We start from the raw sequence: 25,771 nt of genomic DNA, 5'->3' as shown, positions 1-25,771 counted from the left end.
ATACGCCTGCAGACCAACCGACATCCCATGAAAGCCCTCCGCATCTATGCCGGCCCCAAGGCGCGCCGGCACATCGAGCAAAACGGCCTGCGGCCCGCAGACATCGGCGTGGTGCCGGGTGCTGCCGGCGGGCCCAAGGGCTTGATTCTTGGCGCGCTCGATCGCTTCATTTTTGGCGACTGGCTGGCGCAGACCACGCACCCGGTGCATCTGGTGGGCGCATCCATAGGCGCCTGGCGCATGGCCACTGCCTGCCTGAATGACCCGGCCGCCGGCTTCACCCGGCTCGAGCACGACTACATCCACCAGCACTACGAGCTTCAGCCCGGCCAGAAACGGCCGACAGCCGACTTTGTGAGCGAGCAGTTCGGCCAGAGCCTGAAAGAGTTTTACGGCGGCCGCGTGCACGAGGTGCTGCAACACCCGCGCTACAAGCTGCACATCGTCACCTCACGCGGGCGCCACATGCTGGGCCGCGAGCACAAGCTGGCTACGCCGCTGGGCTACTTCGGCGCTTTCCTCACCAACAGCCTGCACCGCAAAGCCATGGGTGCCTGGCTGGAGCGTGTGGTGTTTTCCACACCCGACACCCAACTGCCTTTTGCCACCAGCGACTACCGCACACGCCAGGTCGACCTGAGCGAAGACAACTTCAAGCTTGCGTTGCAGGCCAGCTGCTCCATCCCGTTTGTGCTGCGCTCCGTGCACAACGTGCCCGGCGGGCCGCCCGGCGCCTACTGGGACGGCGGCATTACCGACTACCACCTGCACCTGAACTACGCGAATGAGGTGCTGGCCGGCGCAGAGGGTGCAGAGGGCACGGCAGGCGGCGCGGGCCTGGTGCTGTACCCGCACTTTCAGAAATCCGTCGTGCCCGGCTGGCTCGACAAAGGCCTCAAGTGGCGCCACAAGGCCACGCACTTTCTGGACAACATGGTGCTGCTCGCACCCGACCCGGAGTGGATCAAGAAGCTGCCCAACGCCAAGCTGCCTGACCGTACGGACTTTGTGCGTTATGGGCCAGACTTGCAGGCGAGGGTGAAGGCCTGGAGTGCAGCGACTGCGGCCAGCGCACAGCTGGCCGAAGAGTGGCAGGCCTGGCTGGCACGGCCGGACCTGGGCCAGCTGAGCGCGCTTTGAGCGCGCCCGCCATCGCCTAGAACACGTGTGCGATACCCGCGTACACCGACTTCGGGCTCTGGCCGACGGCTGAAAGCGCCAGGCCTGGCGAGCTGCCGCCGCCGCCGCTGATGGTGTAGCCGGCGCCGGCCTGATTGCTGATCCTGGTCGCGCCGCCATAGAGCGTGGTCCGCTTGGACAGCGGGTAGTCGTAGCGCACGCCGATCGCCTTGGAGTCCGAATTCGCCGTGGTCTTGTTTTTAAGCTGGCCGTAGGTGGCGATCAGCTTGCCTACACCCACGGGCGCCGAGGCGCCGATCTGGTAGGCATCCAGGGCCGGCGCTGCCGCGACGTCGCCGCGGCGGCGCACGAAGATGGCCGAAGGCTTGATGACCCCGAAATCGTAGGAAATCGCGAAGGTGGTGTATTTGTCTGTGTTGTCGAGCAGGTAAACGGTTTTTTCCGTGAGGTAGCTCAGTTGCGCGGCCAGCGTGTTGCTGGTGTACCCGGCCGCAACGTTGAGCGTGTTGCCGGTGGATTTCGGCTGACCGACGCCGGTCGATTCACCGAATGCGTAAAACACGTTGGCCTTGAAGCCGCTCCAGGTCGGGGTGGTGTACTGGATGGAGTTGTCGCGGCGCGTGGTGGCGTCTGCGGGCGAGGCCCCGTTGATGCCCACACCCGGACTGGCGTAGTAGTTCAGGGCTCCCGACATGGTGAAGCCGGTCGGGTCAAACGCTGCCATGGTGCCGAAGTGTGGCGTGTACTGGCGGCCCAGGTTGATGGCGCCGAAATCTCCGCTGAGGCCGACGAACGCCATGCGCTGAAACATGTAGCTGCCGCCCGTCGGGACGGTGCTGGTCGGGCTGAAGGCGGTGCCCGTGCTGGCGCCTGTGTCCAGCAAAACACCGGCTTCCAGCACGAAGTTCGCCTTCAGGCCGCCACCCAGGTCTTCCGAGCCGCGAAAACCGAAGCGCGAGCCCATGGCGCCGCCGCTGGAGATACGCGTCACCGTGCCGTTGCCCGCCGACGCCAGCTCGAGGAAGGAGTCGAGCACGCCATAGACCGTGACGGAGCTCTGGGCCTGGACCGCGCAACTGGCGGCCGACAGCACAGAGAGTGCAAACAATTGGGTTTTCATGATGTCTCCTGGATGTTGTTGATCTGGCGTGCTTACCGACCTGGCACCCCCGCTGGAGCCAGCCCGCAACCCGCCGCAGCCGGTTGCGTGGAAATCGTTAACCACGGGCCAAGCGTAATGAGATTTTGGTTATAAATAATAAGTAAATAGACTCTTGCCAAGTTGATCATTTATGGTTATTAGAAGTAACTATATTGGGCGCAAAGCACTCCCGGGACTGGTCGGGCGGGGAAGGGCATGTACCAGCACGCGCGAAGGTGGCGCAGCACTGTTTCTCCGGTCGTGCGTGGGCGCGGGCGGATGTGGCGAAATTGCGGGGCCTTTGAAATACCTTCGCGATATCTTCAGGCCTTCGCCGCCCACCTGTTAAATTGCGGAGTCCAAAAATAATCCGGGAGGAATCCATGGCTTCGTGCCCCAAATGCAGCGCGCAGGCTGCGCCAGGCGCCTTGTTTTGCAGCGCCTGCGGCACCGCGCTCACGGGCTCAGCATTTGCCGAGACGCAGCCTTCCGTGCTGACAGGGCAGGAGCAGGAACAGGAGGAGGATCCGGCCGAAATTGTTGTCGGCAAGAACTACGCTTACTACAGGGCCAAGTGGGACAAAGTCGGCCCCAATACCGGCGCCGCCTCCTGGAACTGGGCAGCCTTTTTCCTCGGCTTTATGTGGATTGCCCACCGCAAGATGTATTGGCTGTGCTGGATCTTTGCCGGCATTTTTGCGGTGGAGTTTCTGCTGGAAGGCTTGTTCGCCCTCTCATCGAGAATATCCAACGCCATCAACCTGGGAACCGCCGTGGTGGTCGGCACGCAGGGCAATTACTGGTACCGGCTTCACGTCAACCAGAAGGTCAAGGACATTAGCAATCAGTACCCGCCTGCGCTTGCCAGATCTGAACTTGAGCGGCAGGGTGGCACCAGCTGGCTGGCGCCCTTCGGCTTTATCGCGGTGGTGTTTGTAGAGGCTATCGTGATGGGTTTGCTGACGGGCAAATAAGCCACCTCTACAGCGACGCACCCAGCATTTCTTCGTATTCCTGCGCCGTCGCAATTCGCGGATTCGTCTTGTGGCAATGATCGGCCAGCGCGCCGGTGATGATCTGGCCGAACTGCCCGCGCTGAACGCCCATCTCACCCAGGCCACCAGGCAGGCCCAGCCGGGCATTCATGTCGCGTATCGCTTCGGGAATATCACCGCCTGAAGTCAGGCCCATGGCGCGGGCCATGCGGTTCAGGCGCTTGTCTTTCTGCACTGATTCGGCTTGGGCATTAAAGCGCACGACCGCCGGTAGAAACATCGCGTTCAGCGTGCCGTGGTGCAGGCGCGGGTCCACGCCGCCCAGGCTGTGGCTCAGGCTGTGCACGCAGCCCAGGCCTTTCTGGAAAGCCATGGCGCCCTGCATGGAGGCACTCATCAAGTTAAAGCGCGCGTCGCGGTCGCTGCCGTCACGGGTGGCACGCTCGATGTGGGCCCAGCCGCGCTCCAGACCGTCCAGCGCGATGCCGTCGGCGGGCGGGTTGAAGGCGGCCGACATAAAAGTTTCCATGCAGTGCGCAATCGCGTCCATGCCGGTGGCGGCCGTCAGTTTGGCGGGCAGGCCCAGCGTGAGTTCGGGGTCGCAGATGGCGGTTTTGGGCACCAGGTGCCAGGAATGAAAACCCAGCTTGCGGTGGTCGTCCACGATGATGATGGCGCCGCGCGCTACTTCGCTGCCGGTACCGCTGGTGGTGGGCACGGCGATCAGCGATGCGGCCTTGTCGGTAATGAGAGGAGAGCCGCCCTCGATGGTGGCGTAGCGGGTGAGTGGCCCTTCATGCGTGGCCGCAATCGCCACGCCCTTGGCGCAGTCAATGGCCGAGCCGCCACCCACAGCGATCAGGCCGTCGCAGCCGCTGGCTTTGTAGAGCTCTGCGGCCGCGCGCACGGCAGCTTCAGTGGGGTTGGAGGGCGTCTGGTCAAACACGGTGACCTTCATGCCGGGCAGTGCGTCCAGCGCTTTTTGCAAAATGCCCGCGGCTTTCACGCCGGGGTCGGTCACGATGAGCGGGCGGGTGATGCCCACGCGCTCGCATTCCTGCTTGAGCAGCTTGACGGCGCCAAACTCGAACTGGATCTGGGTGACGTAGTAAATGAAGGCCATGCGGGGTGTCTTTCTGCGTTGTACGATGCGGAACTCAAAACGCATTCAAGTGGACCGCAACCGGATGGGCTGGGCAGGTGGCTTGATGGCTTGGCTGGCGTTCCGTTCCTCTTTACTTTAATCGCAGGAGACATCCCATGCATCGCAAGCAAACCCTGATCGCAGTCACTTTGGCGATAGCCGGATTCCATGCCGGCGCTGAATGCCTCACCGACGCGCAGGTCAACGACATGGCCGAAAAGATTGCAGCCAAAGCGCCGGCCGCCAACCCCGAAGGCCTGAACGAAGCCGACGGCGCCTGCACCCGCGCCAAGCTCAACGCGCTGCTTGAAAAACGCCACGGCAAGGTGGTCGGCTACAAGGCCGGCCTGACGAACCCGGCGGTGCAAAAACGCTTCAACTATGACCAGCCGGTGTGGGGCAAGCTCTATGAAGGCATGGTGCTGCCCAGTGGCTCGACAGTCGACGCAGCCTTTGGCGCGCGTCCGCTGTTTGAGGCCGACATGCTGGTGCGTGTAAAAAGCGCGGCCATCAACCAGGCCAAAACACCGATGGATGTGCTCGAAGCCGTCGATCAGGTGATTCCTTTTATCGAGTTGCCTGACCTCGTGGTGCAGGCGCCGCCCAGGCTCAACGGCCCGGCGGTCAGCGCCATCAATGTGGGCGCGCGGCTGGGCGTGGCGGGCACGCCGCTGGCCGTGCCGGTGACGCGGGCAGAGCGCTATGCCATGCTGGGCGCATTGAGCAGCATGACGGTGGTGCTGGCCGACGGCAATGGCGCAGAGCTGGGCAAAGGCAAGGGCAGCGACATCCTGGAGCACCCGCTCAATGCCGTGGTCTGGCTGGCCGGCGCGCTCGCCAAAGAAGGCCTGGCCATGAAGCCGGGCGACCTGATCAGCCTGGGCTCGTTCTCGCCGCTGCTGCCGCCCAAGGCTGGCCTGACGGCCACCGTCACCTACCAGGGCCTGCCCGGCGCGCAGCCCGTGTCGGTGTCATTCAAGTAATGGCGGTTCGTTCTGCTGAAGCGCTGCTGACGCCTGTGATGCGGGATGTGCTCAGCCGCATGGCACGGGCCAATCGCCCGCCGTTTCATACGATCACACCGGCTGAGGCCAAGGCCGCCTACGAAGCCGGTGCCGGCGTGCTGGAGATTCCGAAACCCGCGTTGCTGCGGGTAGAGGATCTGAGCATTCCGGCCCGCGACGGCCATGCCTTGCCCGCCCGCCTGTACGCGCCTTCAAAGGAAAGCCTGCCGGTGCTGATGTACTTTCACGGCGGCGGGTTCACCGTTGGCAGTGTCGCCACGCACGATGTGTTGTGCCGCCAGCTCAGCCACTTGTCGGGCTGCGCCGTGGTGTCAGTGGATTACCGGCTGGCGCCCGAACACAAATTCCCCGTGGCGGCCAACGATGCGTGGGACGCCCTGCAATGGCTGGCCTCCCACACAGCCGGCCTGGGCCTGGACGCCACGCGCCTGGCCGTAGGTGGCGACAGCGCGGGTGGCACACTGGCGGCCATGTGCGCCATCCTGGCGCGCGATGCCGGTTTGCCGCTGGCGCTGCAGTTGCTGTTTTATCCCGGCTGCGCCGCCCACCAGGACACCACTTCGCACCAGACCTTTGCCAAAGGCTTTGTGCTGGAAGAAGCCGACATTACCTGGTTCTTCAACGGCTACGTGCGCAGCCCGGCCGATCGGGACGACTGGCGCTTCGCGCCGCTCAATGCGCCTGATGTAGATGGCGTGGCGCCGGCCTGGCTGGGTTTGGCCGAATGCGACCCGCTGGTGGACGAAGGCGTGATGTATGCCGACAAGCTGCGCACGGCGGGCGTGCCGGTGGATCTGGAAATCTACCGGGGCGTGACGCACGAATTCATCAAGATGGGGCGCATCATCCCCGAAGCGCGGCAGGCCCATGCCGATGCGGCGCGGGCTATGCGCCAGGCTTTTAATCTCACCCTCTCCACCGCTGAATCATGAAACGACAAGACTTCCGGTTCTTCCACCGCCTGCGGGTTCGCTGGGTTGAAGTGGACATGCAGAAAATCGTGTTCAACGCGCATTACCTGATGTACTTCGACACCGCCATCACCGACTACTGGCGCGCGCTGGCGCTGCCATATGAGGAAACCATGGTGCACCTGGGCGGCGACCTGTACGTAAAAAAGGCCAGCGTCGAATACCACAGCTCGGCCAGGTTTGACGACAGGCTGGACGTGGCGCTCAAGTGCGCCCGCATCGGCAATTCGTCCATGACGTTTACCGGCGCGATATTCCGGGGCGATGAACTGCTCATCAGCTGCGAGCTGATTTATGTGTTTGCCGACCCTTCCTCGCAGACCTCCAAACCGGTGCCCGACGCCTTGCGCCAGATGCTGACGGCCTTTGAGGCCGGCGAGGCCATGCTGCAGATCAAAACCGGCAACTGGGCAGCGCTGGGCGCTGACGCGGGCAAGGTGCGCACCGCCGTGTTTGTTGAAGAGCAGGGCATTCCGATGGAGATGGAATGGGATGAGGCCGACAACACGGCCGTGCACGCCGTGGCCTACAACAGGCTTGGGCAGGGCATTGCCACGGGGCGGCTCGTCACGCAGGCAGAAGGCGTAGGCAAGATTGGCCGCATGGCGGTGCACCAGGTATTGCGGGGTTCACGTGTCGGCGGAGAGATTTTGCACACCTTGATGGGCGTGGCCCGGCAGCGGGGCGACCGCGAAGTCATGTTGTATGCGCAGCGCAGCGCCGAGGGCTTTTACCAGCGCCTGGGTTTTGTGCCGCGCGGGGAGCCGTTTGAAGAAGTCGGCATCCCGCACATCGAGATGGTCAAGACACCTTGACGGAAAGCTGTTCGTGGCGAACGTCCGGAGCGTTGGCGTCGCCCTGAGGCGCACCTTGCGTTAACCCGCCGCGCACATGCGTGTGCTCTTCCAGCTGAATGTCCCATTGACCTTTATCGCCTTTTAAAGGCGTGGCCATCAGCAAGGTGCTGCAGCGCGTGCCGTAGGCATGCACCGGGAAATCCACAAAGGCGCTCGACAAAGCCTCTTCCAGTTCAGGCGCTACCCCGGTATGGGGAAGATCCTGGGGCAGGGCGCGCTGGCGATTGCCCAGCGCGGCCCAGAGCGACGCCTGCAAGGCTTCGCGACCACCGGTGCCTTCGCCATCCTTCAAGGCTGAGGCCAGCACGCGTTTCAGTTCCAGCGTTTTAGGCCAGGGCGTGTCGAGCCCGGCATTGGACAGGCCGTACAGGCCGGGTGGCAAAGCCTGGGCGTACAGCGCGGGCGCAGCCGCATGTTTGTTGGTCACCCAGCTCCAGGCATTGCGCTGCAAATCACCCAGCACCAAATTAAAACCGCCATAAGCTGCGCCGCCGCCGTCAGCGTTTTCAAGCTCAGCGACAAAACTTGCCGCGTCGCCAGCGCCCTCCAGCCAACGCGTGACCAGCTCTCCGCGTGAACGCGGTGCGGCCTCCGGGCTGGCTTGCCGCACGTTGGTGAGAAAGGCGATACGGCCGCCGGGTGTGATGCCCATCCAGGTGCCGCCGGCGCGCAGGTCGCGGCCCGAAATGATGTCTTGCCCCGAGGCGGTTTGCCAGCGGGCTAAGGGCAGCGTCGGGCGCGCCAGAAACTCATCGCGATTGGCGGCGATCACCAGCGGCCAGCGCCCAGAAGCGCCGATGGCGAATGCGACCAGGCACATTAGATGTCTTCTAGCAAGGCGTAGGGCAGGGGGAGCAGAGCCAGGGCCTCACCCGAGGCACTTCCCAATGTCAACCGGCCGCCCTCGGCATCGGCCGCAGCCGAAGTCTGCATGGACACGATCGCATCAAACCCACCCGCCGGATTGGGCGCCGCCGCGGCGACCAGGCCGCAAGGCTGCCCGGCGTCGGAGGCGTGAAACACTTCCTGCCCAACGGCCGGCGTTCCGGCGGTGTGGGCAACGTAGGCACGGCGTTTGAGGGTGCCGCGGAACTGGCTGCGCGCCACGATCTCCTGGCCGGGGTAGCAGCCTTTCTTGAAGTTCACGCCGCCCACCGATTCGTAGTTCAGCATCTGCGGCACAAAGGCCTCAAAGATGGGCTGGGTGATCATCGCGATGCCGGACTGCACGCCCAGCCATTGCCATTGGGCCAGGGTGATGCGCGAGCCTTCAGGAGCGGGCGTGGCGGCAGGCGCGCACCACAGCGCGAGCGGCTGGCCGGCACCCGGATGCAAAAACACCAAGTTTGCAGCGCCAATATCTGCTTTTGACCAGACAGGACGGACGTGACCAGCTATTGAATCAATAGCGGGCCCCGCCAGGCCGTACAGGGCGAATTCCGCGCTGGCGTCGCTCAATTTGGCCTTGGCGCGCAGCACAAACATCGACAGGCGCTTGAGCGTGGCGGGCAGGATGTCGCGGTTGCAGACCAGCAGGATTTCCTCGCCGGCATCACTCTGGCGTTTGAAGACGATAAAACTGGCCTGCATGCGGCCCTTGGCATTGCAAAAAGCGGCCAGCCGGGCCTCACCGGCGCCCATCAGGGCCACGTCCTGCGTCAGCTGCCCCTGCAAAAACGTGACGGCGTCGTCACCGGCCGCCCGGATCACACCCAGGTGCGTCAGTTCAGTGATGCCGGAAATCGTGGAGGCGCTTGAAGCAACTGGAGACAAGGTCATGAGGTCGTTCGCAGTGGGTGAGGAGATGGGCTGAATTATCATAGGCCTGAACTTTTGCGTTCTGTACTGAAAAGGTAGCTGGGTTGTGCGTCGTGTCTTTACAAGCCTGTTGATACTGATATTTCTTGGCGCCCTGCTGTCTTTTGGTGCGGCCCTGTGGTGGCTGAACGAGCCGATTCCCCTGCGGCTGGCGCCCGGCAGCCAGGTGGTGGACCTCGAAATCGAACCCGGTACCCCTGCCAGCGGTGTGGCTGAAGTCATTGTGGCCAGCGGCGCGGATGTACCCGCGATCTTTCTGCATGCCTGGTTCCGCTTGTCGGGCCAGGGCCGGCTGATCAAGGCCGGCAGCTACGAACTGGCGCCCGGCACCAATCCGCAAAAACTGCTCAGCATGCTGGTGCGGGGTGACCAGGCCCTCAAAAGCGTGACGCTGGTGGAGGGATGGACCTTCAACCAGGTGCGCGCCGCGCTGCAAAAGGCCGAGCAACTGTCGCCCGACACCGCAGGGCTGGCGCCTGAAGCCATCATGCAAAAGCTGGACAAGCCCGGCGTGCACCCCGAAGGCCGGTTCTTCCCCGACACCTATACCTATGCCAAGGGCTCCAGCGACCTGGCCGTGCTCAAGCGCGCTGCGCGGGCCATGGACAAACGCCTGGACGCCGCCTGGGCTTTGCGCAACCCCGACACGCCGCTCAAGACGCCCGACGAAGCGCTGATTCTGGCCAGCATTGTTGAAAAAGAAACCGGCAAGCCTTCAGACCGCGCGCAGATTGGCGGCGTTTTCACCAACCGGCTGCGTCTGGGCATGCTGTTGCAGACCGACCCAACCGTGATTTACGGCATGGGCGCGCAGTTTGACGGCAACCTGCGCAAGCGCGACCTGCTGGCCGATACGCCTTACAACACCTATACCCGCGCCGGCCTGCCTCCCACGCCGATCGCCATGCCGGGCAAAGCTGCCTTGCTGGCGGCCGTGCAACCGGCGCCGACCAAGGCGATCTACTTTGTGGCCAAGGGCGACGGCAGCAGCCATTTCAGCAGCAGCCTGGACGAGCACAACCGCGCCGTGAACAAGTACATCCGAGGCCAGTGATCATGAGCACCAGACCTCTCAGCGGCCTCTTCATCAGCTTTGAAGGCATAGACGGCGCCGGCAAGTCCACGCACATTGCCGGTCTGGCCGATGCCTTCAAGGCCGAGGGCAGGGTAGTCACGCTGACGCGCGAGCCCGGCGGCACGCCGCTGGCCGAAAAGCTACGCGCCATGGTGCTGAACGACCCCATGGACCCGTTGACCGAGGCGCTGCTGATCTTCGCCGCCCGGCGCGACCACATCGTGAACGTGATTGCCCCGGCGCTGCTGCGCGGTGAGGTTGTGCTGTGCGACCGGTTTACCGATGCCACTTTTGCCTATCAGGGCGCGGGACGGGGGTTTGATTTGAAACTGCTGGCCACGCTGGAGCAATGGGTGCAGTCCGACGAAGGGCTGCTGGGCGACCCGGCCGGCAACTCGCCCATGAAGCCGGAAGTGGAAACCGTGATCGAGCCGCACTTGACGGTCTGGTTCGACCTGGCGCCCGAAGAAGCCGCAGTGCGCCTGGCCGGCGCGCGCGTGCCCGACAAGTTTGAAGCGCAGCCTGTGGAGTTTTTCCGCCGGGTGGCCCAGGGTTATGCCGACCGGCAAACCAACCACCCCGAGCGCTTCGCCCGCATCGACGCATCCAAAACCCGCGACGAAGTCTGGCAGGCCGTGCGGCAGGTGTTCCTGGCCAAAGGATGGCTGTCATGAGCGAAGCCGAATCCAGCAACCCGCCCCTGGCGCCGTGGCTGCAAACCCAGCTTGAAAGCCTGCTCGCCCAGCGCGGCCACGCCTGGCTGCTCAGCGGCCCATCCGGCCTGGGCCAGTTTGAGCTGGCGCTGGCACTGGCCCGCGCCTGGCTGTGTGAAGAAGCCACGCCGCAGGGAGCCTGCGGCCATTGCGGCAGCTGCCATGCGGTCGATGTGCATACGCATGCCGACCTGTGCATGCTGATGCCCGAAACCCTGTCGCTGGCGCTGGGCTGGCCGCTGGACGAAAAAACGCAGGACGAGCTCGACGCCAAAAAGCGCAAACCCAGCAAGGAAATCAAGGTCGACGCCGCGCGCGAAGCCGTGTCTTTCACCCAGTTCACCCGTTCCCGCGGTGACACCAAGGTGGTGCTGGTGTTTCCGGCCGAGCGCATGAACAACGTCACCGCCAACACCTTGCTCAAGACGCTGGAGGAACCACCCGGCGCGGTGAAGTTCATCCTGGCCACCGAGGCGGCGCACCAGTTATTGCCCACCATCCGCAGCCGCTGCCTGGGCCACACCATGGTCTGGCCTGACTTTGAGCTGGCGTTGGGCTGGCTGCAGCAAGAGATCACCAACGCCGCGGAAGGCGGCGCCCCCAAAAAAGCCGCCGCCGCGCCCAAGCCTGCCGACCTGCAAACCCTGCTGGTCGCCGCAGGTGGCCGGCCGGCCGATGCCCTGATGTGGGCGCAAAACACCCCGGCAGGCGAAGCCGCCCAGCACTGGCAGTCGCTGCCCAAAGCCATGGCCCGCGGCGACGTGAGCGCCTTGTCGGACTGGGCTCCGTCTGAAGCCGTCGACGCGCTGCAAAAGCTTTGCCATGACGTGATGGCGGTACGCATGGGCGCCGCGCCCCGGTTCTTCAGTGCCGCAGACCTGCCGGCGCAGCCGCCCGCCGCAGCGGGTAAGGGCGGTGGCGGCCTGTATGCGCTGGCCGCCTGGGCCAAAGAGCTCGCCACCACGGCCCGCACTGTCGAGCACCCCTATAACCCCGGCCTGATGCTGGAGTCCCTCGTCAGCCGCGCGCGGCTGGCGCTGAATGCGAAATAAAGCGCACTTCGCGCCACTCCCTTGTCACCATCCCGGCAGTCAAACCGATAAACTAAGGCCATGAGCACAACGCCCCCCGCCCCCGCAGCCGCCGGCGCACGACCCAGCGTCGTCCAGCTGGCCATCAAGGAAAAAGCGGCACTCTATGCCGCCTACATTCCGCTGTTCAAGGAAGGCGGTGTTTTCATCCCGACCGCACGCGAATACAAACTGGGCGACGACGTTTACGTTTTGCTCACGCTGCCTGAAGACACGCAGCGCTACCCGGTGGCCGGCAAGGTGGCCTGGGTCACACCGCCCAGGGCAGCCGGCAACCGCACACAAGGTGTCGGCGTGCGCTTCCCGTCAGACGAAAAATCCCGGCTCCTGAAGATCAAGATCGAAGAAATCCTCGGCGCGCACCTGGCTTCTGACCGCCCGACCCAGACGATTTGAGCGTTTTCGGGCGCCGGCAGGCCGCAGGGCGTATCCGCCGGTCGCTATGCTTTTTATAGCTGCTTGCGTCCATCATTCGCGGGCTACAGCCTGTTTTCATACCTGAAATACCCCCTGGAACCACTTCGGCATGTTTACCGACTCCCATTGCCATTTGAGCTTCCCGGAGCTGCAGGCGCAGCTGCCGCAGATCCGCCAGGCCATGGCGGACGCCCAGGTCGACCGGGCGCTGTGCATCTGCACCACCCTGGAAGAGTTTGAAACCGTCCACGGCCTGGCCACCAGCTATGACAACTTCTGGGCCACCGTCGGCGTGCACCCCGACAACGAAGACGTGCGCGAACCCAGCCTGGACGACCTGCTGGAGCGGGCTGCCCTGCCCAAAGTGGTCGGCATCGGTGAAACCGGGCTTGATTACTACCGCCTGGGCGAGCGCACCGTGGCCGACATGGAATGGCAACGCGAGCGCTTTCGGGTGCACATACGCGCAGCCCGGCAGACGGCCAAGCCGCTGGTCATCCATACCCGCAGCGCGTCTGACGACACCATCGCCATCCTGAAGGAAGAGGGCGGAAGTGTGGGGCAGGCCGGCGCCGCCACCGGCGTTTTTCATTGCTTCACCGAAACCCTGGCCGTGGCCCGTGCGGCGCTGGATCTTGGCTTTTACATCTCGTTTTCCGGCATCCTGACCTTCAAGAATGCGGCGGACTTGCGCGAAGTCGCCCAGTTTGTGCCGCTGGATCGCATGCTGATTGAGACCGACAGCCCCTACCTGGCGCCCATGCCTTACCGCGGCAAAACCAACAACCCGTCTTATGTGCCGTTCGTGGCCAAACAGATCGCGGAGCTGACGCAGCAGCCGCTCGAAACCATCGCCGAGGCCACCAGCCGCAACTTTGAGCAGCTTTTCAGTGGAGTCAAAGCCTGATGAAAAACCTCATCCATTACTTTAAAAAAGCAATTTACCTTGTTGTTATTGCTGGATTTTCTGTTGCACACGCTGGTTCTTATGAAGACTTCTTCAAGGCCATCAAGCAAGACACCCCCAGACCCGTCCAGGACCTGCTGCAGCGCGGATTTGACCCCAACACCATAGACCCATCGGGCCAGCCGGGCCTCTTCCTCGCCTTGCGCGAACCTTCGCCCAAGGTTGCCGAGGTACTCATCGCCTCGCCCAAAATCAATGTCAACCTGCTCAACGGCAAGGACGAAAGTGCCCTCATGCTGGCCGCGCTCACGGGTGAGCAGGACCTGGCTGAGAAGCTGATCAAGAAGGGCGCTGACATCAACAAAACCGGCTGGACGCCGCTGCATTACGCGGCCACCTCCGGGCATGTAGCCATCATCAGCCTGCTGCTGGAGAACAGCGCCTACATCGATGCCGAGTCTCCCAACGGCACCACGCCGCTCATGATGGCGGCCATGTACGGCACGGCGGCGGCCGTCAAACTCTTGCTGGAAGAGGGCGCCGACCCGCAACTCAAAAATCAGCAGGGCCTGACCGCCCTGCAGTTTGCCGAGCGCGCCAGCAGGCCCGACTCGATTGCGGCCATTACCTCGGCCGTCCAGAAAAAGCGGCCCGCCGGCCAGTGGTAAGCCCGGCCGGGCCCGCGAGAAAAAGCCGGGCAGTATCATCTTTTGATGAACAGCCCTGAGCACCCACCCGATTTCTCCCAAGGCGTCGCATTCGTCCGTGGGCGCTATGTGCCGATCGCCGAAGCGGCGATTCCCATCACCGACTGGGGTTTTCTGAGGTCGGACGCGGCTTACGACGTGGTGACGGTTTGGGACGGCGCATTCTTCCGGCTCGACGCGCATCTGGAGCGCTTTCAAAAGAGCTGCGCCCGCTTTCGGCTCAATCCGGGGCTGGCTTCCAGCCAGATCACCGACATCCTCACCCAGTGCGTTCGCCTTTCAGGGCTGAAGTCGTCCTACGTCGAGATGATCTGCACCCGCGGCCAGCCGCCCTGGGGTTCACGCGACCCGCGCCAGGCCGTCAACCAGTTTTATGCCTTTGCCGTGCCCTACGTATGGATCGCCAACGAAGAGCAACGCAAACGCGGCCTGCACCTGCAGATCAGCGATGTGGAGCGGATCTCCGCGCGCTCGGTCGACCCGACCGCCAAAAACTACCACTGGAACGACATGACCATGGGCCTGCTGGGCGCCCTGGACGCCGGCGCCGAAACCGTGGTGCTGACCGACGGCGCGGGTAATGTGGTCGAAGGCCCGGGTTTTAACGTGTTCAGCGTCAAAAACGGCGTGATCACCACACCGGACCGCGGCGTGCTGGAAGGCATCACCCGCCGGACCGTGATCGAGATGGCGCAGTCCCGCGGCGTTCCTGTGCAGCTCGGGGCCTTGAGTGCCGACGCGCTGCGTGCCTCTGACGAAGTTTTTTTGAGCACCTCAGGCGGCGGTGTGCTGCCTGTGACCAAGGTGGATAACCAGACCATCGGCTCCGGGAATCCCGGGCCGGTGACCCAATCCCTCACGGCCTTGTACTGGGATTGGCATCAGGACCCGCGGTACAAGACGGCGATTGACTATCCCGCGGACCTGCGTAGCTCAAGTAGGCAGGGTGGATGAACCGCACTTTTTTTACCAACCTGGCTTTGCTGAACTGGGGGCTCTGCATCTGGCAGTTAATGATGTACCGGGAAGATCCATATCCCTTGACGCTGCACATAGCCTTGGGTTTGACGGTGGTCTTGAACATCACCCAGCTTGCATTTTCAATCTTCAGATCGACAAGAGACGCTTATCTCAAAACGTCGATGGAAGTCGTCTGGATGATGGTTGCAGGCACCTTGCTTGGTGCGATAGCGATTTATCTGGACGCAGATTTTGTGAACAGAGGTACGCACTACAACGCCGACACGTTTTACGTGCTCGTGCAGGCTAGCCTGGTGCAGGGCCTCGCAAGTTTGGTGTGCATGGCCGTTCGCTGGGTTGTGCCGCCCAGATGATGGCCTCAATGCCTGCGCTCGATTAGCCTTCCTGCAAGAGGCGTGGTCACTGAAGCGCTTTCTAAAACGGCACCCTCACATTCACCGAAGCCGTCTGGTTGACAAAGTCCCGGCGCGCTTCTACGTCATAGCGCAGCGCTATCTGCGCCGTCTTCACCTTCAGGAAGGTCAGTCCGATGCCGCCACGCAGGATCCACGGCGAAGGCCGTATGCCTTCGACCAGGAAGGCGCCGCCGCCGCCGGCATAGGCGGCCGTCACCGCATTGCGTTTGGCCAGCGCGTCGTAGCCCAGGCCCAGGTTGGCGGTGAGGGTGCTTTGCACGCTCAGCTTGTGCGCCAGGCGGCCTTCGGCGCCGATCACCATTTCCTGCGCGCTGGCGCTGCCCACGGCGAGGTTGAGGACGCCGGCGCCGTCTTCGGTATAGCCGCGCGAGCGGATGTGGCTGTAGTCGGCGCGCAGCGCCGGGGCGAAGGTGGTGTCCGCGCTCAGGCTGTAGCTGCGCGAGAGGGCGCCGCCGGCGTGGGCGGTGTAGGCGTTATACGTCGCGCTGGCGGTGCGGTTCAGGCCGCCAAAGTCGATCAGGCGATGGCCCTTGTTGACGGCCATGCCGCCGTCGACCTGCCAGGTGAGGTCCAGCCCATCGGAAACCGTATGGCGGCCGTAGCCGATCAGAGTGTAGTTCTGGATCGAGGCATTGTTGTTGACCCCGCCGCTGCCGTTCACCCGCACCTGGCCAAAGGCGGCGGCGATGCCGACGCTGTCGCTACCTGAGAGGTGCCGGTCGGCGCCGAAGACAACGCCGGTGCTGCGCGCGGTGTAGCCGGCCACGCCTTCGCGCGCGTCCTGCTGCGCGTACGAGCCGTAGGGCTTCACCCAGGCGCTGCGGTCGCCCTGGAAGGCGTCGCCGGCGGAGATGCCGCTCTGGCCGTCCACCCGCGCCTGGATCACGCGGTTGACTTCGCGCATCGTGTTCAGCGTGATGCTGTTCATTCCGGAGGTGAACAGTGGCAGGGTCTGGTTGACCGCGTTCGACAGCGCGTCAACGGTGGGCAGGCTGCTGAAGGCGGTGGCCACGGGGGAAGCATCACCGGGGTCGGCGCTGGAATTGCCCAGCATGACATCGAGTGCGCCGGCGGCCGGTGTGCCCGGGTTGTTGCCGGCCACGGTCATCGCGTACGAAAGCGTGGGGCCCATGCGCATGAGCATCGCCAGGTCCTGGCCCGCCCCTAGCAGGCGCCACGCTTGCGCGCTCAGCAGAGAGAAATCTAGATTGTTGTTCTGGAACACGAACTGTCCATCTGCATAAACGGCGTCCGGAACGCCGCCGAAGGCGTAGGCCCCGCCCGTCTGCGGGGTGGCAGTGACACCGGCGAGGGTGACGAAGAAAACGTACTGCTTGCCGGCGATCAGGCGGATGCCGCCAGTGTCGACGGTGACTGGGGTCTGGCCAGCATTCGAATGCATGGTGCTCACCGCCGAGGTGAAAAGGGCCGAGCCAACGATGCGCCGGGTGCCGGGGTCCCACTCGTAGACGTAGGCCTTGTATTGCAGGGCGGGGGCGCCGATGCTCACCCGGGTATAGAAGGTGAAGCTGTTCAGCGCGCCGCTCGCGGCGGTGGCCTTAAAGGTCTGGCCGTAGGTCGCGGTGACGGTCGGGCCCCAGTCGGTGATGTTGCTGGTGCCGTTCCATTGCGGCACGGTGTTGATGTCGCTCTGCGGAAAGCCGGACTGCGCGAAGGCAGATGCCGCACCAAGCGCTGCCAGCGCGGTGGTCAGGTGTAGTCGTTTCATGGCTCCTCGGCCTCCTGGCCGCCCTCAATGGAAGTTATTCTTTAAAAGACTGCGTTTTCCATCTGCTGCGATGGCGGCGCACACGCCCGCGAAGGCGCCGGCGACGCAACAATATCTTACAGACGACAGCAATGAGTCCAAAGCGAATAAACGCGCAAACATTCCGCCATGTACAAATCGAGCATTTCTTTTGTTAGAAAAAAGGTCTAATTTTGTCGCTTGTTGATCACGCCACGATCTTTGTGATGTTCGCGATTCAAGGCTTGCGCTCGGTGGGGCCCGGCTTGCCGATGAACTGCGTCACCGCCAGCATCAGCGAGGTGCTGGCCACGATCAGCGTCGAAATGGCCGCAATGGTTGGATCTACCTGGTCGCGCAGGGCGTTGAACATATTGCGCGTCAGCGTGGAGTTGTCGCCGCCCGAGACAAACAGCGAGACGATGATTTCGTCAAACGAAGTGAGGAAGGCCAGCACCGCGCCGGTGAAGATGGAAAAGCGGATCTGCGGAAAGGTCACCATCCTGAAGGCTTCAAACCTTGAGGCGCCCAGGCTGCGCGCCACCATTTCCTGGTTCAGGTCAAAGGTCTTGAGGGCCGAGCTGACCACCATCATGACAACGGGGATGGCCAGCATGCTGTGGGCCAGCACCAGGCCGGTCAGTGTGTTGACGAGCTGCAACTTCACGTAGACATAAAACACTCCGATGCCGATCAGGATGACGGGCACAACGATGGGCGTGAGCAGCAGCATGGTGAGCAGCCCCGAATGGCGTATGCGCGAGACCAGCAGGCCGTAGGCCGCCATGGTGCCCAGCGGTGTGGCGACCAGGGCTGTCAGCACGCCCGCCTTCAGCGATGTCGCCGTGGCCTGCATCCAGGCGGCCGAGCTGAAATAGCTTTCATACCAGCGCAGCGACCATTGCCGGGGCGGGAACTCCAGGTACTGCGAAGCCGAAAAACTCATGGGAATGACCAGCAGCGTGGGCATGACCAGGAAGATCATGACCAGCGCCGCGATGACGTAGAGCCAGAGACGGCCGCCACGGCTGATCTGGGTTTCAGTGACGGGTTGGCGCAGCCAGTGCTTCATGACGTCCCCCGGTCGCGCAAGGCGTCTTCCAGCTTGACGAGGCGAGAGGCCGCGAGGATGAGCAGCAGTGTCAGCACCAGCAGCACCACGCCCAGCGCGCTGGCGGCGCCCCAGTTGAAGAAGATTTCGATGTCATTGGCGATGCGGCTGGACACCATGATGACTTTGCCGCCGCCCAGCACCGCCGGGGTGATGTAGAAGCCCAGGCAGAGGATGAAGACGATCAGCGAGCCCGTCGCCAGCCCTGGAATGGAAAGCGGAAAGAAGACCTGCCAGAAGGTGCGCGTGGGCGATGCGCCCAGGTTGGCCGCGGCCTTGAGGTAGTCGCGGTTGATGCCGCGCATGCAGGCATAGAGCGGCAGCACGATAAAGGGCAGCATCACGTGCACCGTGCCTATCAGCGTGCCCGTCAGGTTGTGCACGAGTTCCAGCGGCTCGTTCCACAGGCCCAGCTCCATGCCCCAGTCGTTGATCAGTCCGCGCCGCTGCAGCAGCACCAGCCAGGCATAGGTGCGCACCAGCAGCGAAGTCCACAGCGGCAGCAGCACCGCGATCATGCAGAGGTTGGCCGTGCGTTTGGGCAGCTCCGACAGGAAATAGGCCAGCGGATAGCCCAGCAGTATGCAAATGCCGGTGGTGAGAAAACTGACCTCGAAGGTGACCCAGAAGGTGCGTGCATACGAAGGCTGCTCCCACATGCGGCGGTAATGCTCCAGGCTGAAGCTGCCCGAATCAGACAGCACCGACAGGTAAAACAGCCAGCCCACCGGTAGCACCATGATGACGGTGACGATCAGCACAGCCGGCGACACCAGCGACAGCAGCGCCAGGCGCTCGCGGCGCGCACTTTGCGCCAGCGCTTCGGCGTTGGGGGCTGTGTCTAGTGGCGTATTCATGTTGCGCTGTCTTGCGGCAAGAGGACGGTGTCGTCAACGGCCAGGCCCAGCGTCACGCTGTCGCCGGCCGCCGGGCAGGCATGGCCGGCGTTGCTGCCCGAGGCGCCGCGCACGCTGACGACGCTGCCGTCGGCGAGGACAGCCTGCACCAGCGAGCTGTCGCCCTGGTAGACCGTGGCCTGCACGCGGGCATTCAGGATGTTCATTCCGGGCACTGCGCCGGCGCTGAGGATTTTCAGCCGCTCGGGCCGCAGCATCAACAAACGCGGCCCGTCTTGGCCGGGGTGGGCGGATGTGGCGAGCGCCGCGCCGCCCAGCACCACCGAGCCCTCGCGCACCGCCACCGGCACAAAGCTGGACTCGCCGATGAACTCCGCCACAAACCGGTTGGCCGGGCGCTCATAGAGCGCACGCGGCGTATCGAGCTGGACAATGCGGCCTCCGTTGATCACGGCAATCCGGTCAGACATCGTCAAGGCTTCGCGCTGGTCATGCGTGACATAGACGGTGGTCATGCCCAGCTTGTCGTGCAGCTGGCGCAGCTCGATCTGCATGTGCTCGCGCAGCTGCTTGTCCAGGGCCGACAGCGGCTCGTCCATCAGCATGATGCGCGGCTCGAACACCATGGCGCGCGCCAGGGCCACGCGCTGGCATTGCCCGCCCGAGAGCTGGTGAACACCGCGCCCGCCGTAGCCGCCCAGGCGCACCATCTCCAGCGCGTGCTCTACACGCCGCGCGATGTCTTCACGCTTGACGCCGCGCAGCCTGAGCGGAAAGCCCACGTTGCCCGCCACCGTCATGTGCGGGAAGAGGGCGTAGTTCTGGAACACCATGCCGACGTCGCGCTTTTGCGGCGGCATGCAGATCACTTCGGTCTCGCCGAACTTCAGGCTGCCGCTGTCGGGCCGCGTGAAGCCGGCCAGCACCGTGAGCAGTGTCGTTTTGCCCGAGCCCGATGGGCCCAGCAGCGTGAGAAATTCGCCGCTGCGGATGTCCAGGTCGACGTGGTCCAGGGCATAGGCGGCGCCATAACGCTTGGTCACTTGCCGCAAGGTGATGGGCAGCGACGACTTGTTGCTCATGGATACGCCTTTTCTTCTGGGTCTTTGCCTGTTCTGGTGATCCGCAAACCCGTGCCTGCACGGGCCGCACCGCATTCTTACTCGGTCAGCATGTTCTGGTACAGCTCGGAAGCCCTAGCTTCATTCTTGGTGTACCAGTTCAGGTCGATGATGATTTGTTTGGCCGCGTTGTCCGGGTAAGAGGGCAGCGTCTTGGCGTACGCCGCCGGAATGGCCGGGCCGTCGTAGGCCTTTTTATTGGTCGGCCCGTAGGTGATGTACTTGGTGAACTCGGCCTGGTATTGCGGCTTGCTGATCTCGTTGAGGAACTTCACCGCAAGGGCCTTGTTGGGCGCGCCCTTGGGAATGCCGAAGCAGTCGTAATCAAGCAAGGCCTGGTTAAAGGTGTAGGCCACCTTGGCGCCGTCTTTCGCGACCACGTCGAAGCGGCCGTTCCAGCCGGTGATCATGTCGACCTCACCGTCTTTCATGAGCTGGGCATGCTGCGCGCCGGACGACCACCACACGGCGATATTCGGCTTGAGCTCCTTGATCTTCTTGATGGCGCGTTCTATGCCGCCGGGGGCCGACAGCACTTCATACACTTTGTTGGGCGGCACGCCATCGGCCATCAGCGCCGGCTCCAGCGCGCCGGCCACGCCCTTGCGGTAAGAGCGCTTGCCGGGAAATTTCTTCACGTCCCAGAAGTCGGCCCAGTTCTGCGGCCCCTTGTCGCCATAGGTTTTGGTGTTCCAGGCCATCACGGTAGAGAACACGTCGCCGCCCACGCAGAACTCCTGCGTGAGGCCGGGCGCGAAGGAGGAAACGTCGATGGCCTTGTAGTCCAGCGCTTCCAGCAGCCCCTCAGAGCCGGCGCGCGCCGCGCTGCCCGAGCCGCTGGCCACGATGTCCCAGGACACGGCGCCGGCCTTGACCTTCAGGCGCAAGTCGGCGATGCCGGTATAGGTTTCCTCCTTGATGGTGATGCCGAGAGCCTTGGCCGCGGGCTGGAACAGCGCCTTGCTCTGGCCTTCCTGGTAGGCCCCGCCGAAGGACACGATGGTCAGCTGCGCCGCGGCGTTGCCCGAAAACAATGCCGCCATACACATCAGCGCGCCCCATGCCAGGGTGCGGCTGCGGACCGGTTGCTTGATTGACTTGTTCATCATTTCATTGACTCCTGTTGAACTGACATCCCATCGACTCCCTTGAACTTCAAAGCTTCAGATTCGTTTTAAATACGTGCGGCCACGCTCTTGAGCTTGCTGTAACTGCGCAGCGCCTCCATGCCTTTTTCGCGGCCAAAGCCGGAGCGCTTGTTGCCGCCAAAGGGCACGGACACGCCGCCGGCGAAATATTCATTGATGTAAACCTGGCCCGCATCGACCTGCCGAGCCAGCCTGTGCGCGGCGGCAAAGTCGCGGGTAAAGATGCCCGCGACCAGGCCGAAGTCCGTGCCGTTGGCCAGCGCCACGGCCTCATCGATATCGTCAAACACCTGCACGCACAGAACGGGCCCGAAAATTTCCTGCTGCACCGCTTCATCGTCCGGCGCCAATCCGTCCAGGATGGTGGGCTCGTAAAACCAGCCGCGGCCGGTTACCGGGTCGGCGGTGGGCCGGCCGCCGCAAAGCACCGCCACGCCGCGTGCGCGGGCCCGGTCCACGTAGCCGGCGATTTTGTCCAGGTGTGCGCGGGAGTTCACCGCGCCCATATCCGCATTGCGCAGCCCGTGGCCCACTGTCATGGCGCGGGCCCGCGCGACCAGCCGTTCCACAAAATCGGCGTGGATGCGGCGGTCTATCACCAGGCGGGAGCCGGCCGAGCAGATCTGCCCGGCATTTTCAAAAATGCCGCCCAGCACGTTGTCCACGGCTTTGTCGATATCGCAATCGGCCAGCACCAGCACCGGTGATTTGCCGCCCAGCTCCAGCACCAGGCGGGTGATGTGGGGCGCGGCGCCCTGCATGACGTCAATGCCTGTGGCGACGGAGCCGGTGAAGCTGATGTGGTGCACGCCGGGGTGTCGCACCAGCGCGGCGCCCGCCTGCGCACCGGTGCCGGTCACCACATTGCACACGCCGGGCGGCATGCCGGCGTCCATGCACAGCCGGGCCAGCATCAATGCGGTCAGCGGCGTTTGCTCGGCCGGCTTGGCCACCACGGTGCAGCCGGCCGCCAGCGCCGGCGCGATGCCGCGCGCGGCCGAAGACAGTGGGTAGTTCCAGGGAATGATGTGGGCGGTGACGCCGACGGGTTCGTGCACGGTGTAGGCAAGATACCCATCGCCCAGCGGAATGCTGTCGCCTTGGTGCTTGTCGCACGCACCGGCGTAGTAGTCGAAAGTTGCTGCCGCGCCGGCAACATCGCCGATCGCTTCGGCCAGCCGCTTGCCGCTGTCCAGTGTCTCGGCCACGGCCAGGCGGTCTGCATTGGCGCGTATCAGGGCCGCTACGCGGTAGAGCAGGCGGCCGCGCTGGGCCGGGGTGAGGGCGCGCCACGGGCCGGTCAGCGCAGCCTGCGCGGCCGTCACGGCCGCATCCACGTCGGCTGCATCGCCCGCGGCAAAGCTGGCAAAAGCCTGGCCGGTGCCGGGGTCCAGTGTGCCCATGAGCGCGCCGCTCAATGCAGGGACAAAGGCGCCGTTGATCAGGTGGCGCTCAGGTAAACCCGCGAGCGTGCCGCTTGCCTGCGCTTCGTGCACTAGTGCATTCAGGGGGGTGGCCATGTTCAGGAAATCTCGCTTATCTGGTAGCTGGACTTTGCAAGCCATGCGGGGTTAATCTCGACCCCCCATCCCGGCGCGTCCGGCAGGGTAACCCGGCCGTCACGCACGGTGTAGGGAGAGCTCACGAACAAACCCTCTTGCCAGGGGTAGTAGTCCGGCCCCTCAATCGACAGCTCCAGGTACTTGCCGGCGTTGGGGATGGCGCACAACAGGTGCATGGTGAACAGCGTCACCATCGAGAGGTTGGCGCTGTGCGGCGTGCAGGGCAGCCCCGCGGCTTCGGCCATGCGCGCTACGCGCAGTGTGCGGGCCAGGCCACCCATGTAGCAGACGTCGGGCTGGACGATATCGACGGTCTTCGAATCGATGATGTGTTTCCACAGCGGCATGTAGCAGTCCTGCTCGCCGCCGGTCACGTCGATGGACAAGGCTTCGCGTACCTCGCGTGTCTGCTCGAGTTCCCAGTAAGGGCAGGGCTCCTCGAAGTGGCTGATGCCGTGGTCTTCCAGCATGCGGCCCACCTCGATGGCGCGGCGCGGTGAATAGCAGCTGTTGGCGTCCACCAGCAGGGCAGGGCCCTCGCCCAGCGCGCCGCGCATCGCCGCGATGATCTCTTCGGTGCGGCCCGGCCACTCGTCTTTGTCGTGGCCGTATTCGGCGCCCACGCGGAACTTGAAAGCATTGAAGCCGCATTCGTCGCGCAGCGCGAGCATGCGTTTGACTTCATCTTGCGGCGTGATGTCACGTTTCATCGAGGAGGCGTAAGCGGCCAGCGGCCTGGCCGTGCCGCCTATCAGTTCGCAGACGCGTTTGCCTTCGGCCTTGCCGCGCAGGTCCCACAGCGCGGTGTCCAGGCCGCAAATCGCGCGGTACAGGTGCGAGCCCGGGAACTTGTGTTCATGCTCGGCGATGGCGTCGACCAGGCCGTCGATGTCCAGCGCATTGCGGCCCAGCGACCACGGCGCCACCTGCCGGTGCAGCACCTGCACGCTGAGGTCGGCATGGTAGGGCGACACCTGGCCCCAGCCTTGCGCGCCGTTGTCGGCGGTGACGCGCACAAAGCCTATGAAGGGGTCGCAAAAGGTTTCGATTTTCTGGATGAGCATGGAGGAACCAGCGCCGACAGGAGTGTTGGATGCAGCCATCATCCTGCTCAAGTGGATTGCAGAAAAGGTCCATTTTGATTAATGCGTGATACCATTTTTGTCAAACACAAGAAGGGCAATCCATGGTCAAACGCGCAGGCGGCTCCCTTTTGCTGTCGATCCGTATCGATCACAGCCACCATCACCCGGTGAGCACGCAGCTGTGCATGGCCTTGCGCGAAATCATTCTCTCGGGCGGTTTTGCCCCCGGCGACCGCCTGCCTGCCAGCCGCACGCTGGCGAATGACCTTGGCGTGTCGCGCACCACGGTGGTTGAGGCCTTCAGCCGCCTCACGGCTGAGGGACTGATCGATTCACAGACCGGCTCCGGCACCTTCGTCAGCGCGGTGCTGGGCGCCGACCGGCCCATGCCGTCCAAGGCCAGGGCCGCCAGCGCCGAGCCTGCCGCGCCCAGGCTGTCGTCCGTCATGGAAGACGCCGTCAGCCGCTTTGTCGAGCGCCGCCGCCTGCCGCATGCGCCGCGCGCCTTCACCACCGCGCTGCCGGCTTTTGATGTATTTCCCATGGCGCAATGGGCCAGGCTGTCGGCAAAGTGGCTGCGCGGCAATCAGGATGAAGTCATGGGCTACGGCGACCCGTATGGCGACATCCAGCTGCGCCGCGCGGTTGCGTCGCATCTGCGTGCCAACCGCGGCATCACCTGCGACCCGGAGCAGGTCTTTATTCTGGGCGGCGCCCAGCAGGCCTTTCACCTGATCGGCTCCATGTTGCTCAACCCCGGTGACAAGGTCTGGTTTGAAAACCCCGGCGCGATAGGCGCGCGCAACAGCCTGGTGGCTTCGGGCGCCGACCTGATTCCCGTGCCGGTGGACGGCAACGGGCTGCGTGTGGAAGAGGGCCTGCGGCTGGCGCCGCGCTTTCGCCTGGCCTTTGTCACGCCTTCGCACCAGCAGCCGCTGGGCTGCGTGATGAGCCTGGCGCGCCGTTTTGCTTTGCTGCAGGCGGCCGAACAGGCCGGCGCGTGGGTGATTGAAGACGACTACGACGGCGAGTTCTTTTTTGCCGGCCGGCCGCCGCCCACACTCAAAAGTGTGGACACCACCGGGCGCGTGATTTACGTCGGCACTTTCAGCAAGTCGCTGTTTCCCGCGCTGCGCCTGGGCTATGTGCTGGCGCCGCCGGCGCTGGTGGGCACTTTCCGCACCGTCATGAGCCGCTTCCTGCCGGGCGTTCCCTCGCACACGCAGGGCGTGGTGGCGGAGTTCATCGACGAAGGGCATTTTGCGGTGCATGTGCGCCGCATGCGCCACATCTACTTTGAGCGGCATGAGGCGCTGGCCGCCGCTGCCCGCAAGCACCTGGGCGGGCTGCTCGACGTGGTGCCTGCCAACAGCGGCCTGCACACCGTGGGTTACCTGGCGCCACGGCTGGTGGAGTGCGATGCATCGCTCGAGGCCGACCGGCGCGGCATCACCGCGTCGCCGCTGGGCCGTTTTGCCATTACGCCGCTGAACGTGAGCGGCCTTGTGCTGGGCTTCGGCAGCAGCCCGCCGCCGGTGATCGAGGCAGGCGTCAAGGTGCTGGCCGATGTGCTGGACAAGCAACTCAAGGCCAGGCCGCAGCGCGCGGCGCGCAAGGTTCGCGCTGCCTGAGGCGCGCGCCCGCCATGCAGACGCCCGCATCCGGAAGTAGTTTGGAAAATGGTCTGAAAAATGGTCTGGCATTTAGTCTAAAACGGACCTGTGCATCAGGCCACCTGCCGT

The 25,771-nt window shown here is 64.0% G+C and carries 25 protein-coding genes; 14 read left to right on the top strand and 11 right to left on the bottom strand.

Annotated features, from left to right (window positions below):
• Positions 1-27: 27 nt before the first annotated feature.
• The gene (locus tag BM408_RS04980) at positions 28-1,140 is read left to right on the top strand and encodes a patatin-like phospholipase family protein (RefSeq protein WP_092127563.1); all 1,113 of its coding nucleotides are present in this window, start codon (positions 28-30) and stop codon (positions 1,138-1,140) included.
• A 16-nt stretch (positions 1,141-1,156) separates the two neighbouring features.
• Here the strand turns inward: BM408_RS04980 and BM408_RS04975 are convergent, their stop codons facing one another.
• A complete protein-coding gene (locus BM408_RS04975; protein ID WP_092127561.1) occupies positions 1,157-2,260 on the bottom strand; it encodes a porin in 1,104 nt (367 codons plus the stop codon).
• A gap of 404 nt (positions 2,261-2,664) precedes the next feature.
• On the opposite strand from BM408_RS04975, the gene BM408_RS04970 reads away from it, so the two are divergent.
• A complete protein-coding gene (locus tag BM408_RS04970; protein WP_092127559.1) occupies positions 2,665-3,255 on the top strand; it encodes a DUF2628 domain-containing protein in 591 nt (196 codons plus the stop codon).
• A gap of 7 nt (positions 3,256-3,262) precedes the next feature.
• Here the strand turns inward: BM408_RS04970 and BM408_RS04965 are convergent, their stop codons facing one another.
• Positions 3,263-4,399 carry an iron-containing alcohol dehydrogenase gene (locus BM408_RS04965; RefSeq protein WP_092127556.1) on the bottom strand — a complete coding sequence of 379 codons (1,137 nt, stop codon included), beginning with the start codon at positions 4,397-4,399 and terminating at the stop codon, positions 3,263-3,265.
• A 137-nt stretch (positions 4,400-4,536) separates the two neighbouring features.
• Here BM408_RS04965 and BM408_RS04960 point away from each other — a divergent pair, with 137 nt between their 5' ends.
• Genes BM408_RS04960 through BM408_RS04950 form a run of 3 tightly spaced genes read left to right on the top strand, consistent with a single transcriptional unit; the run spans position 4,537 to position 7,231 of the window.
• On the top strand, positions 4,537-5,403 hold the full coding sequence (locus BM408_RS04960; protein ID WP_092127554.1) for a 2-keto-4-pentenoate hydratase: 867 nt from the start codon (positions 4,537-4,539) through the stop codon (positions 5,401-5,403).
• A complete protein-coding gene (locus BM408_RS04955; RefSeq protein WP_254774711.1) occupies positions 5,403-6,377 on the top strand; it encodes an alpha/beta hydrolase in 975 nt (324 codons plus the stop codon). The genes BM408_RS04960 and BM408_RS04955 overlap by 1 nt, the downstream gene beginning before the upstream one ends.
• Positions 6,374-7,231, top strand: a complete 858-nt coding sequence (locus tag BM408_RS04950) for a YbgC/FadM family acyl-CoA thioesterase (RefSeq protein WP_092127551.1) — start codon at positions 6,374-6,376, stop codon at positions 7,229-7,231. The genes BM408_RS04955 and BM408_RS04950 overlap by 4 nt, the downstream gene beginning before the upstream one ends.
• On the opposite strand, the gene BM408_RS04945 is transcribed toward BM408_RS04950, so the two are convergent.
• Positions 7,218-8,093: an NRDE family protein gene (locus tag BM408_RS04945; protein ID WP_092127549.1), complete on the bottom strand. Its 876-nt coding sequence runs from the start codon at positions 8,091-8,093 to the stop codon at positions 7,218-7,220. The genes BM408_RS04950 and BM408_RS04945 overlap by 14 nt on opposite strands.
• Entirely contained in the window at positions 8,093-9,052 is a 960-nt protein-coding gene (locus tag BM408_RS04940; protein ID WP_092128474.1) for a CAF17-like 4Fe-4S cluster assembly/insertion protein YgfZ, read from the bottom strand. Before BM408_RS04940 ends, BM408_RS04945 begins: the two co-directional genes overlap by 1 nt.
• 85 nt (positions 9,053-9,137) lie before the next feature.
• Here BM408_RS04940 and mltG point away from each other — a divergent pair, with 85 nt between their 5' ends.
• The 8 genes from mltG (at position 9,138) to BM408_RS04900 (ending at position 15,335) form a co-directional block, all read left to right on the top strand.
• The gene (mltG, locus tag BM408_RS04935) at positions 9,138-10,145 is read left to right on the top strand and encodes an endolytic transglycosylase MltG (RefSeq protein ID WP_175541693.1); all 1,008 of its coding nucleotides are present in this window, start codon (positions 9,138-9,140) and stop codon (positions 10,143-10,145) included.
• Positions 10,146-10,147: 2 nt separating this feature from the next.
• Positions 10,148-10,840 (top strand): dTMP kinase, encoded by a 693-nt coding sequence (gene tmk, locus BM408_RS04930; protein ID WP_092127547.1) that lies wholly within the window; start codon positions 10,148-10,150, stop codon positions 10,838-10,840.
• The gene (locus BM408_RS04925) at positions 10,837-11,931 is read left to right on the top strand and encodes a DNA polymerase III subunit delta' (protein WP_092127545.1); all 1,095 of its coding nucleotides are present in this window, start codon (positions 10,837-10,839) and stop codon (positions 11,929-11,931) included. The genes tmk and BM408_RS04925 overlap by 4 nt, the downstream gene beginning before the upstream one ends.
• A 60-nt stretch (positions 11,932-11,991) precedes the next feature.
• On the top strand, positions 11,992-12,366 hold the full coding sequence (locus BM408_RS04920) for a PilZ domain-containing protein (RefSeq protein ID WP_092127543.1): 375 nt from the start codon (positions 11,992-11,994) through the stop codon (positions 12,364-12,366).
• A 130-nt stretch (positions 12,367-12,496) separates the two neighbouring features.
• Positions 12,497-13,294 (top strand): TatD family hydrolase, encoded by a 798-nt coding sequence (locus BM408_RS04915; protein WP_092127541.1) that lies wholly within the window; start codon positions 12,497-12,499, stop codon positions 13,292-13,294.
• Positions 13,294-13,962 carry an ankyrin repeat domain-containing protein gene (locus BM408_RS04910; RefSeq protein ID WP_092127540.1) on the top strand — a complete coding sequence of 223 codons (669 nt, stop codon included), beginning with the start codon at positions 13,294-13,296 and terminating at the stop codon, positions 13,960-13,962. The genes BM408_RS04915 and BM408_RS04910 overlap by 1 nt, the downstream gene beginning before the upstream one ends.
• 45 nt (positions 13,963-14,007) lie before the next feature.
• Entirely contained in the window at positions 14,008-14,955 is a 948-nt protein-coding gene (locus BM408_RS04905; protein WP_092127538.1) for an aminotransferase class IV, read from the top strand.
• Positions 14,952-15,335 carry a hypothetical protein gene (locus BM408_RS04900; protein ID WP_092127536.1) on the top strand — a complete coding sequence of 128 codons (384 nt, stop codon included), beginning with the start codon at positions 14,952-14,954 and terminating at the stop codon, positions 15,333-15,335. Before BM408_RS04905 ends, BM408_RS04900 begins: the two co-directional genes overlap by 4 nt.
• A 61-nt stretch (positions 15,336-15,396) precedes the next feature.
• Here the strand turns inward: BM408_RS04900 and BM408_RS04895 are convergent, their stop codons facing one another.
• The 7 genes from BM408_RS04895 to BM408_RS04865 all read right to left on the bottom strand — a co-directional run bounded on the left by BM408_RS04895 (position 15,397) and on the right by BM408_RS04865 (position 24,008).
• Complete coding sequence (locus BM408_RS04895; RefSeq protein ID WP_092127534.1) at positions 15,397-17,127, bottom strand: autotransporter family protein; 1,731 nt, start codon at positions 17,125-17,127, stop codon at positions 15,397-15,399.
• A 256-nt stretch (positions 17,128-17,383) separates the two neighbouring features.
• On the bottom strand, positions 17,384-18,217 hold the full coding sequence (locus BM408_RS04890) for an ABC transporter permease (RefSeq protein WP_092127532.1): 834 nt from the start codon (positions 18,215-18,217) through the stop codon (positions 17,384-17,386).
• Positions 18,214-19,113, bottom strand: coding sequence for an ABC transporter permease (locus BM408_RS04885; RefSeq protein WP_092127530.1), 900 nt, complete (start codon positions 19,111-19,113; stop codon positions 18,214-18,216). Before BM408_RS04885 ends, BM408_RS04890 begins: the two co-directional genes overlap by 4 nt.
• Entirely contained in the window at positions 19,110-20,195 is a 1,086-nt protein-coding gene (locus tag BM408_RS04880; RefSeq protein ID WP_092127528.1) for an ABC transporter ATP-binding protein, read from the bottom strand. Before BM408_RS04880 ends, BM408_RS04885 begins: the two co-directional genes overlap by 4 nt.
• A 77-nt stretch (positions 20,196-20,272) precedes the next feature.
• Positions 20,273-21,343 carry an ABC transporter substrate-binding protein gene (locus BM408_RS04875; RefSeq protein ID WP_217649418.1) on the bottom strand — a complete coding sequence of 357 codons (1,071 nt, stop codon included), beginning with the start codon at positions 21,341-21,343 and terminating at the stop codon, positions 20,273-20,275.
• Positions 21,344-21,408: 65 nt separating this feature from the next.
• Positions 21,409-22,902, bottom strand: a complete 1,494-nt coding sequence (locus tag BM408_RS04870; RefSeq protein WP_092127526.1) for an aldehyde dehydrogenase family protein — start codon at positions 22,900-22,902, stop codon at positions 21,409-21,411.
• Positions 22,903-22,904: 2 nt separating this feature from the next.
• Positions 22,905-24,008 carry a mandelate racemase/muconate lactonizing enzyme family protein gene (locus BM408_RS04865; RefSeq protein ID WP_092127524.1) on the bottom strand — a complete coding sequence of 368 codons (1,104 nt, stop codon included), beginning with the start codon at positions 24,006-24,008 and terminating at the stop codon, positions 22,905-22,907.
• Between the two features lie 122 nt (positions 24,009-24,130).
• On the opposite strand from BM408_RS04865, the gene BM408_RS04860 reads away from it, so the two are divergent.
• A complete protein-coding gene (locus BM408_RS04860) occupies positions 24,131-25,660 on the top strand; it encodes a MocR-like pyridoxine biosynthesis transcription factor PdxR (protein ID WP_092127522.1) in 1,530 nt (509 codons plus the stop codon).
• Positions 25,661-25,771: the final 111 nt, after the last annotated feature.

The sequence above is a fragment of the Polaromonas sp. YR568 genome (assembly GCF_900116715.1).
Taxonomy (GTDB): Bacteria; Pseudomonadota; Gammaproteobacteria; order Burkholderiales; family Burkholderiaceae_C; genus Polaromonas.
This window is presented reverse-complemented; position numbering and strand designations above follow the sequence as displayed.

Bases quoted from the DNA above. Each gene is read 5' to 3' on its own strand.
- BM408_RS04980 (WP_092127563.1), top strand. From the start codon at position 28: ATGAAAGCCCTCCGCATCTATGCCGGCCCCAAGGCGCGCCGGCACATC.
- BM408_RS04975 (WP_092127561.1), bottom strand. From the start codon at position 2,260: ATGAAAACCCAATTGTTTGCACTCTCTGTGCTGTCGGCCGCCAGTTGC.
- BM408_RS04970 (WP_092127559.1), top strand. From the start codon at position 2,665: ATGGCTTCGTGCCCCAAATGCAGCGCGCAGGCTGCGCCAGGCGCCTTG.
- BM408_RS04965 (WP_092127556.1), bottom strand. From the start codon at position 4,399: ATGGCCTTCATTTACTACGTCACCCAGATCCAGTTCGAGTTTGGCGCC.
- BM408_RS04960 (WP_092127554.1), top strand. From the start codon at position 4,537: ATGCATCGCAAGCAAACCCTGATCGCAGTCACTTTGGCGATAGCCGGA.
- BM408_RS04955 (WP_254774711.1), top strand. From the start codon at position 5,403: ATGGCGGTTCGTTCTGCTGAAGCGCTGCTGACGCCTGTGATGCGGGAT.
- BM408_RS04950 (WP_092127551.1), top strand. From the start codon at position 6,374: ATGAAACGACAAGACTTCCGGTTCTTCCACCGCCTGCGGGTTCGCTGG.
- BM408_RS04945 (WP_092127549.1), bottom strand. From the start codon at position 8,093: ATGTGCCTGGTCGCATTCGCCATCGGCGCTTCTGGGCGCTGGCCGCTG.
- BM408_RS04940 (WP_092128474.1), bottom strand. From the start codon at position 9,052: ATGACCTTGTCTCCAGTTGCTTCAAGCGCCTCCACGATTTCCGGCATC.
- tmk (WP_092127547.1), top strand. From the start codon at position 10,148: ATGAGCACCAGACCTCTCAGCGGCCTCTTCATCAGCTTTGAAGGCATA.
- BM408_RS04925 (WP_092127545.1), top strand. From the start codon at position 10,837: ATGAGCGAAGCCGAATCCAGCAACCCGCCCCTGGCGCCGTGGCTGCAA.
- BM408_RS04920 (WP_092127543.1), top strand. From the start codon at position 11,992: ATGAGCACAACGCCCCCCGCCCCCGCAGCCGCCGGCGCACGACCCAGC.
- BM408_RS04915 (WP_092127541.1), top strand. From the start codon at position 12,497: ATGTTTACCGACTCCCATTGCCATTTGAGCTTCCCGGAGCTGCAGGCG.
- BM408_RS04910 (WP_092127540.1), top strand. From the start codon at position 13,294: ATGAAAAACCTCATCCATTACTTTAAAAAAGCAATTTACCTTGTTGTT.
- BM408_RS04905 (WP_092127538.1), top strand. From the start codon at position 14,008: ATGAACAGCCCTGAGCACCCACCCGATTTCTCCCAAGGCGTCGCATTC.
- BM408_RS04900 (WP_092127536.1), top strand. From the start codon at position 14,952: ATGAACCGCACTTTTTTTACCAACCTGGCTTTGCTGAACTGGGGGCTC.
- BM408_RS04895 (WP_092127534.1), bottom strand. From the start codon at position 17,127: ATGAAACGACTACACCTGACCACCGCGCTGGCAGCGCTTGGTGCGGCA.
- BM408_RS04890 (WP_092127532.1), bottom strand. From the start codon at position 18,217: ATGAAGCACTGGCTGCGCCAACCCGTCACTGAAACCCAGATCAGCCGT.
- BM408_RS04885 (WP_092127530.1), bottom strand. From the start codon at position 19,113: ATGAATACGCCACTAGACACAGCCCCCAACGCCGAAGCGCTGGCGCAA.
- BM408_RS04880 (WP_092127528.1), bottom strand. From the start codon at position 20,195: ATGAGCAACAAGTCGTCGCTGCCCATCACCTTGCGGCAAGTGACCAAG.
- BM408_RS04875 (WP_217649418.1), bottom strand. From the start codon at position 21,343: ATGATGAACAAGTCAATCAAGCAACCGGTCCGCAGCCGCACCCTGGCA.
- BM408_RS04870 (WP_092127526.1), bottom strand. From the start codon at position 22,902: ATGGCCACCCCCCTGAATGCACTAGTGCACGAAGCGCAGGCAAGCGGC.
- BM408_RS04865 (WP_092127524.1), bottom strand. From the start codon at position 24,008: ATGCTCATCCAGAAAATCGAAACCTTTTGCGACCCCTTCATAGGCTTT.
- BM408_RS04860 (WP_092127522.1), top strand. From the start codon at position 24,131: ATGGTCAAACGCGCAGGCGGCTCCCTTTTGCTGTCGATCCGTATCGAT.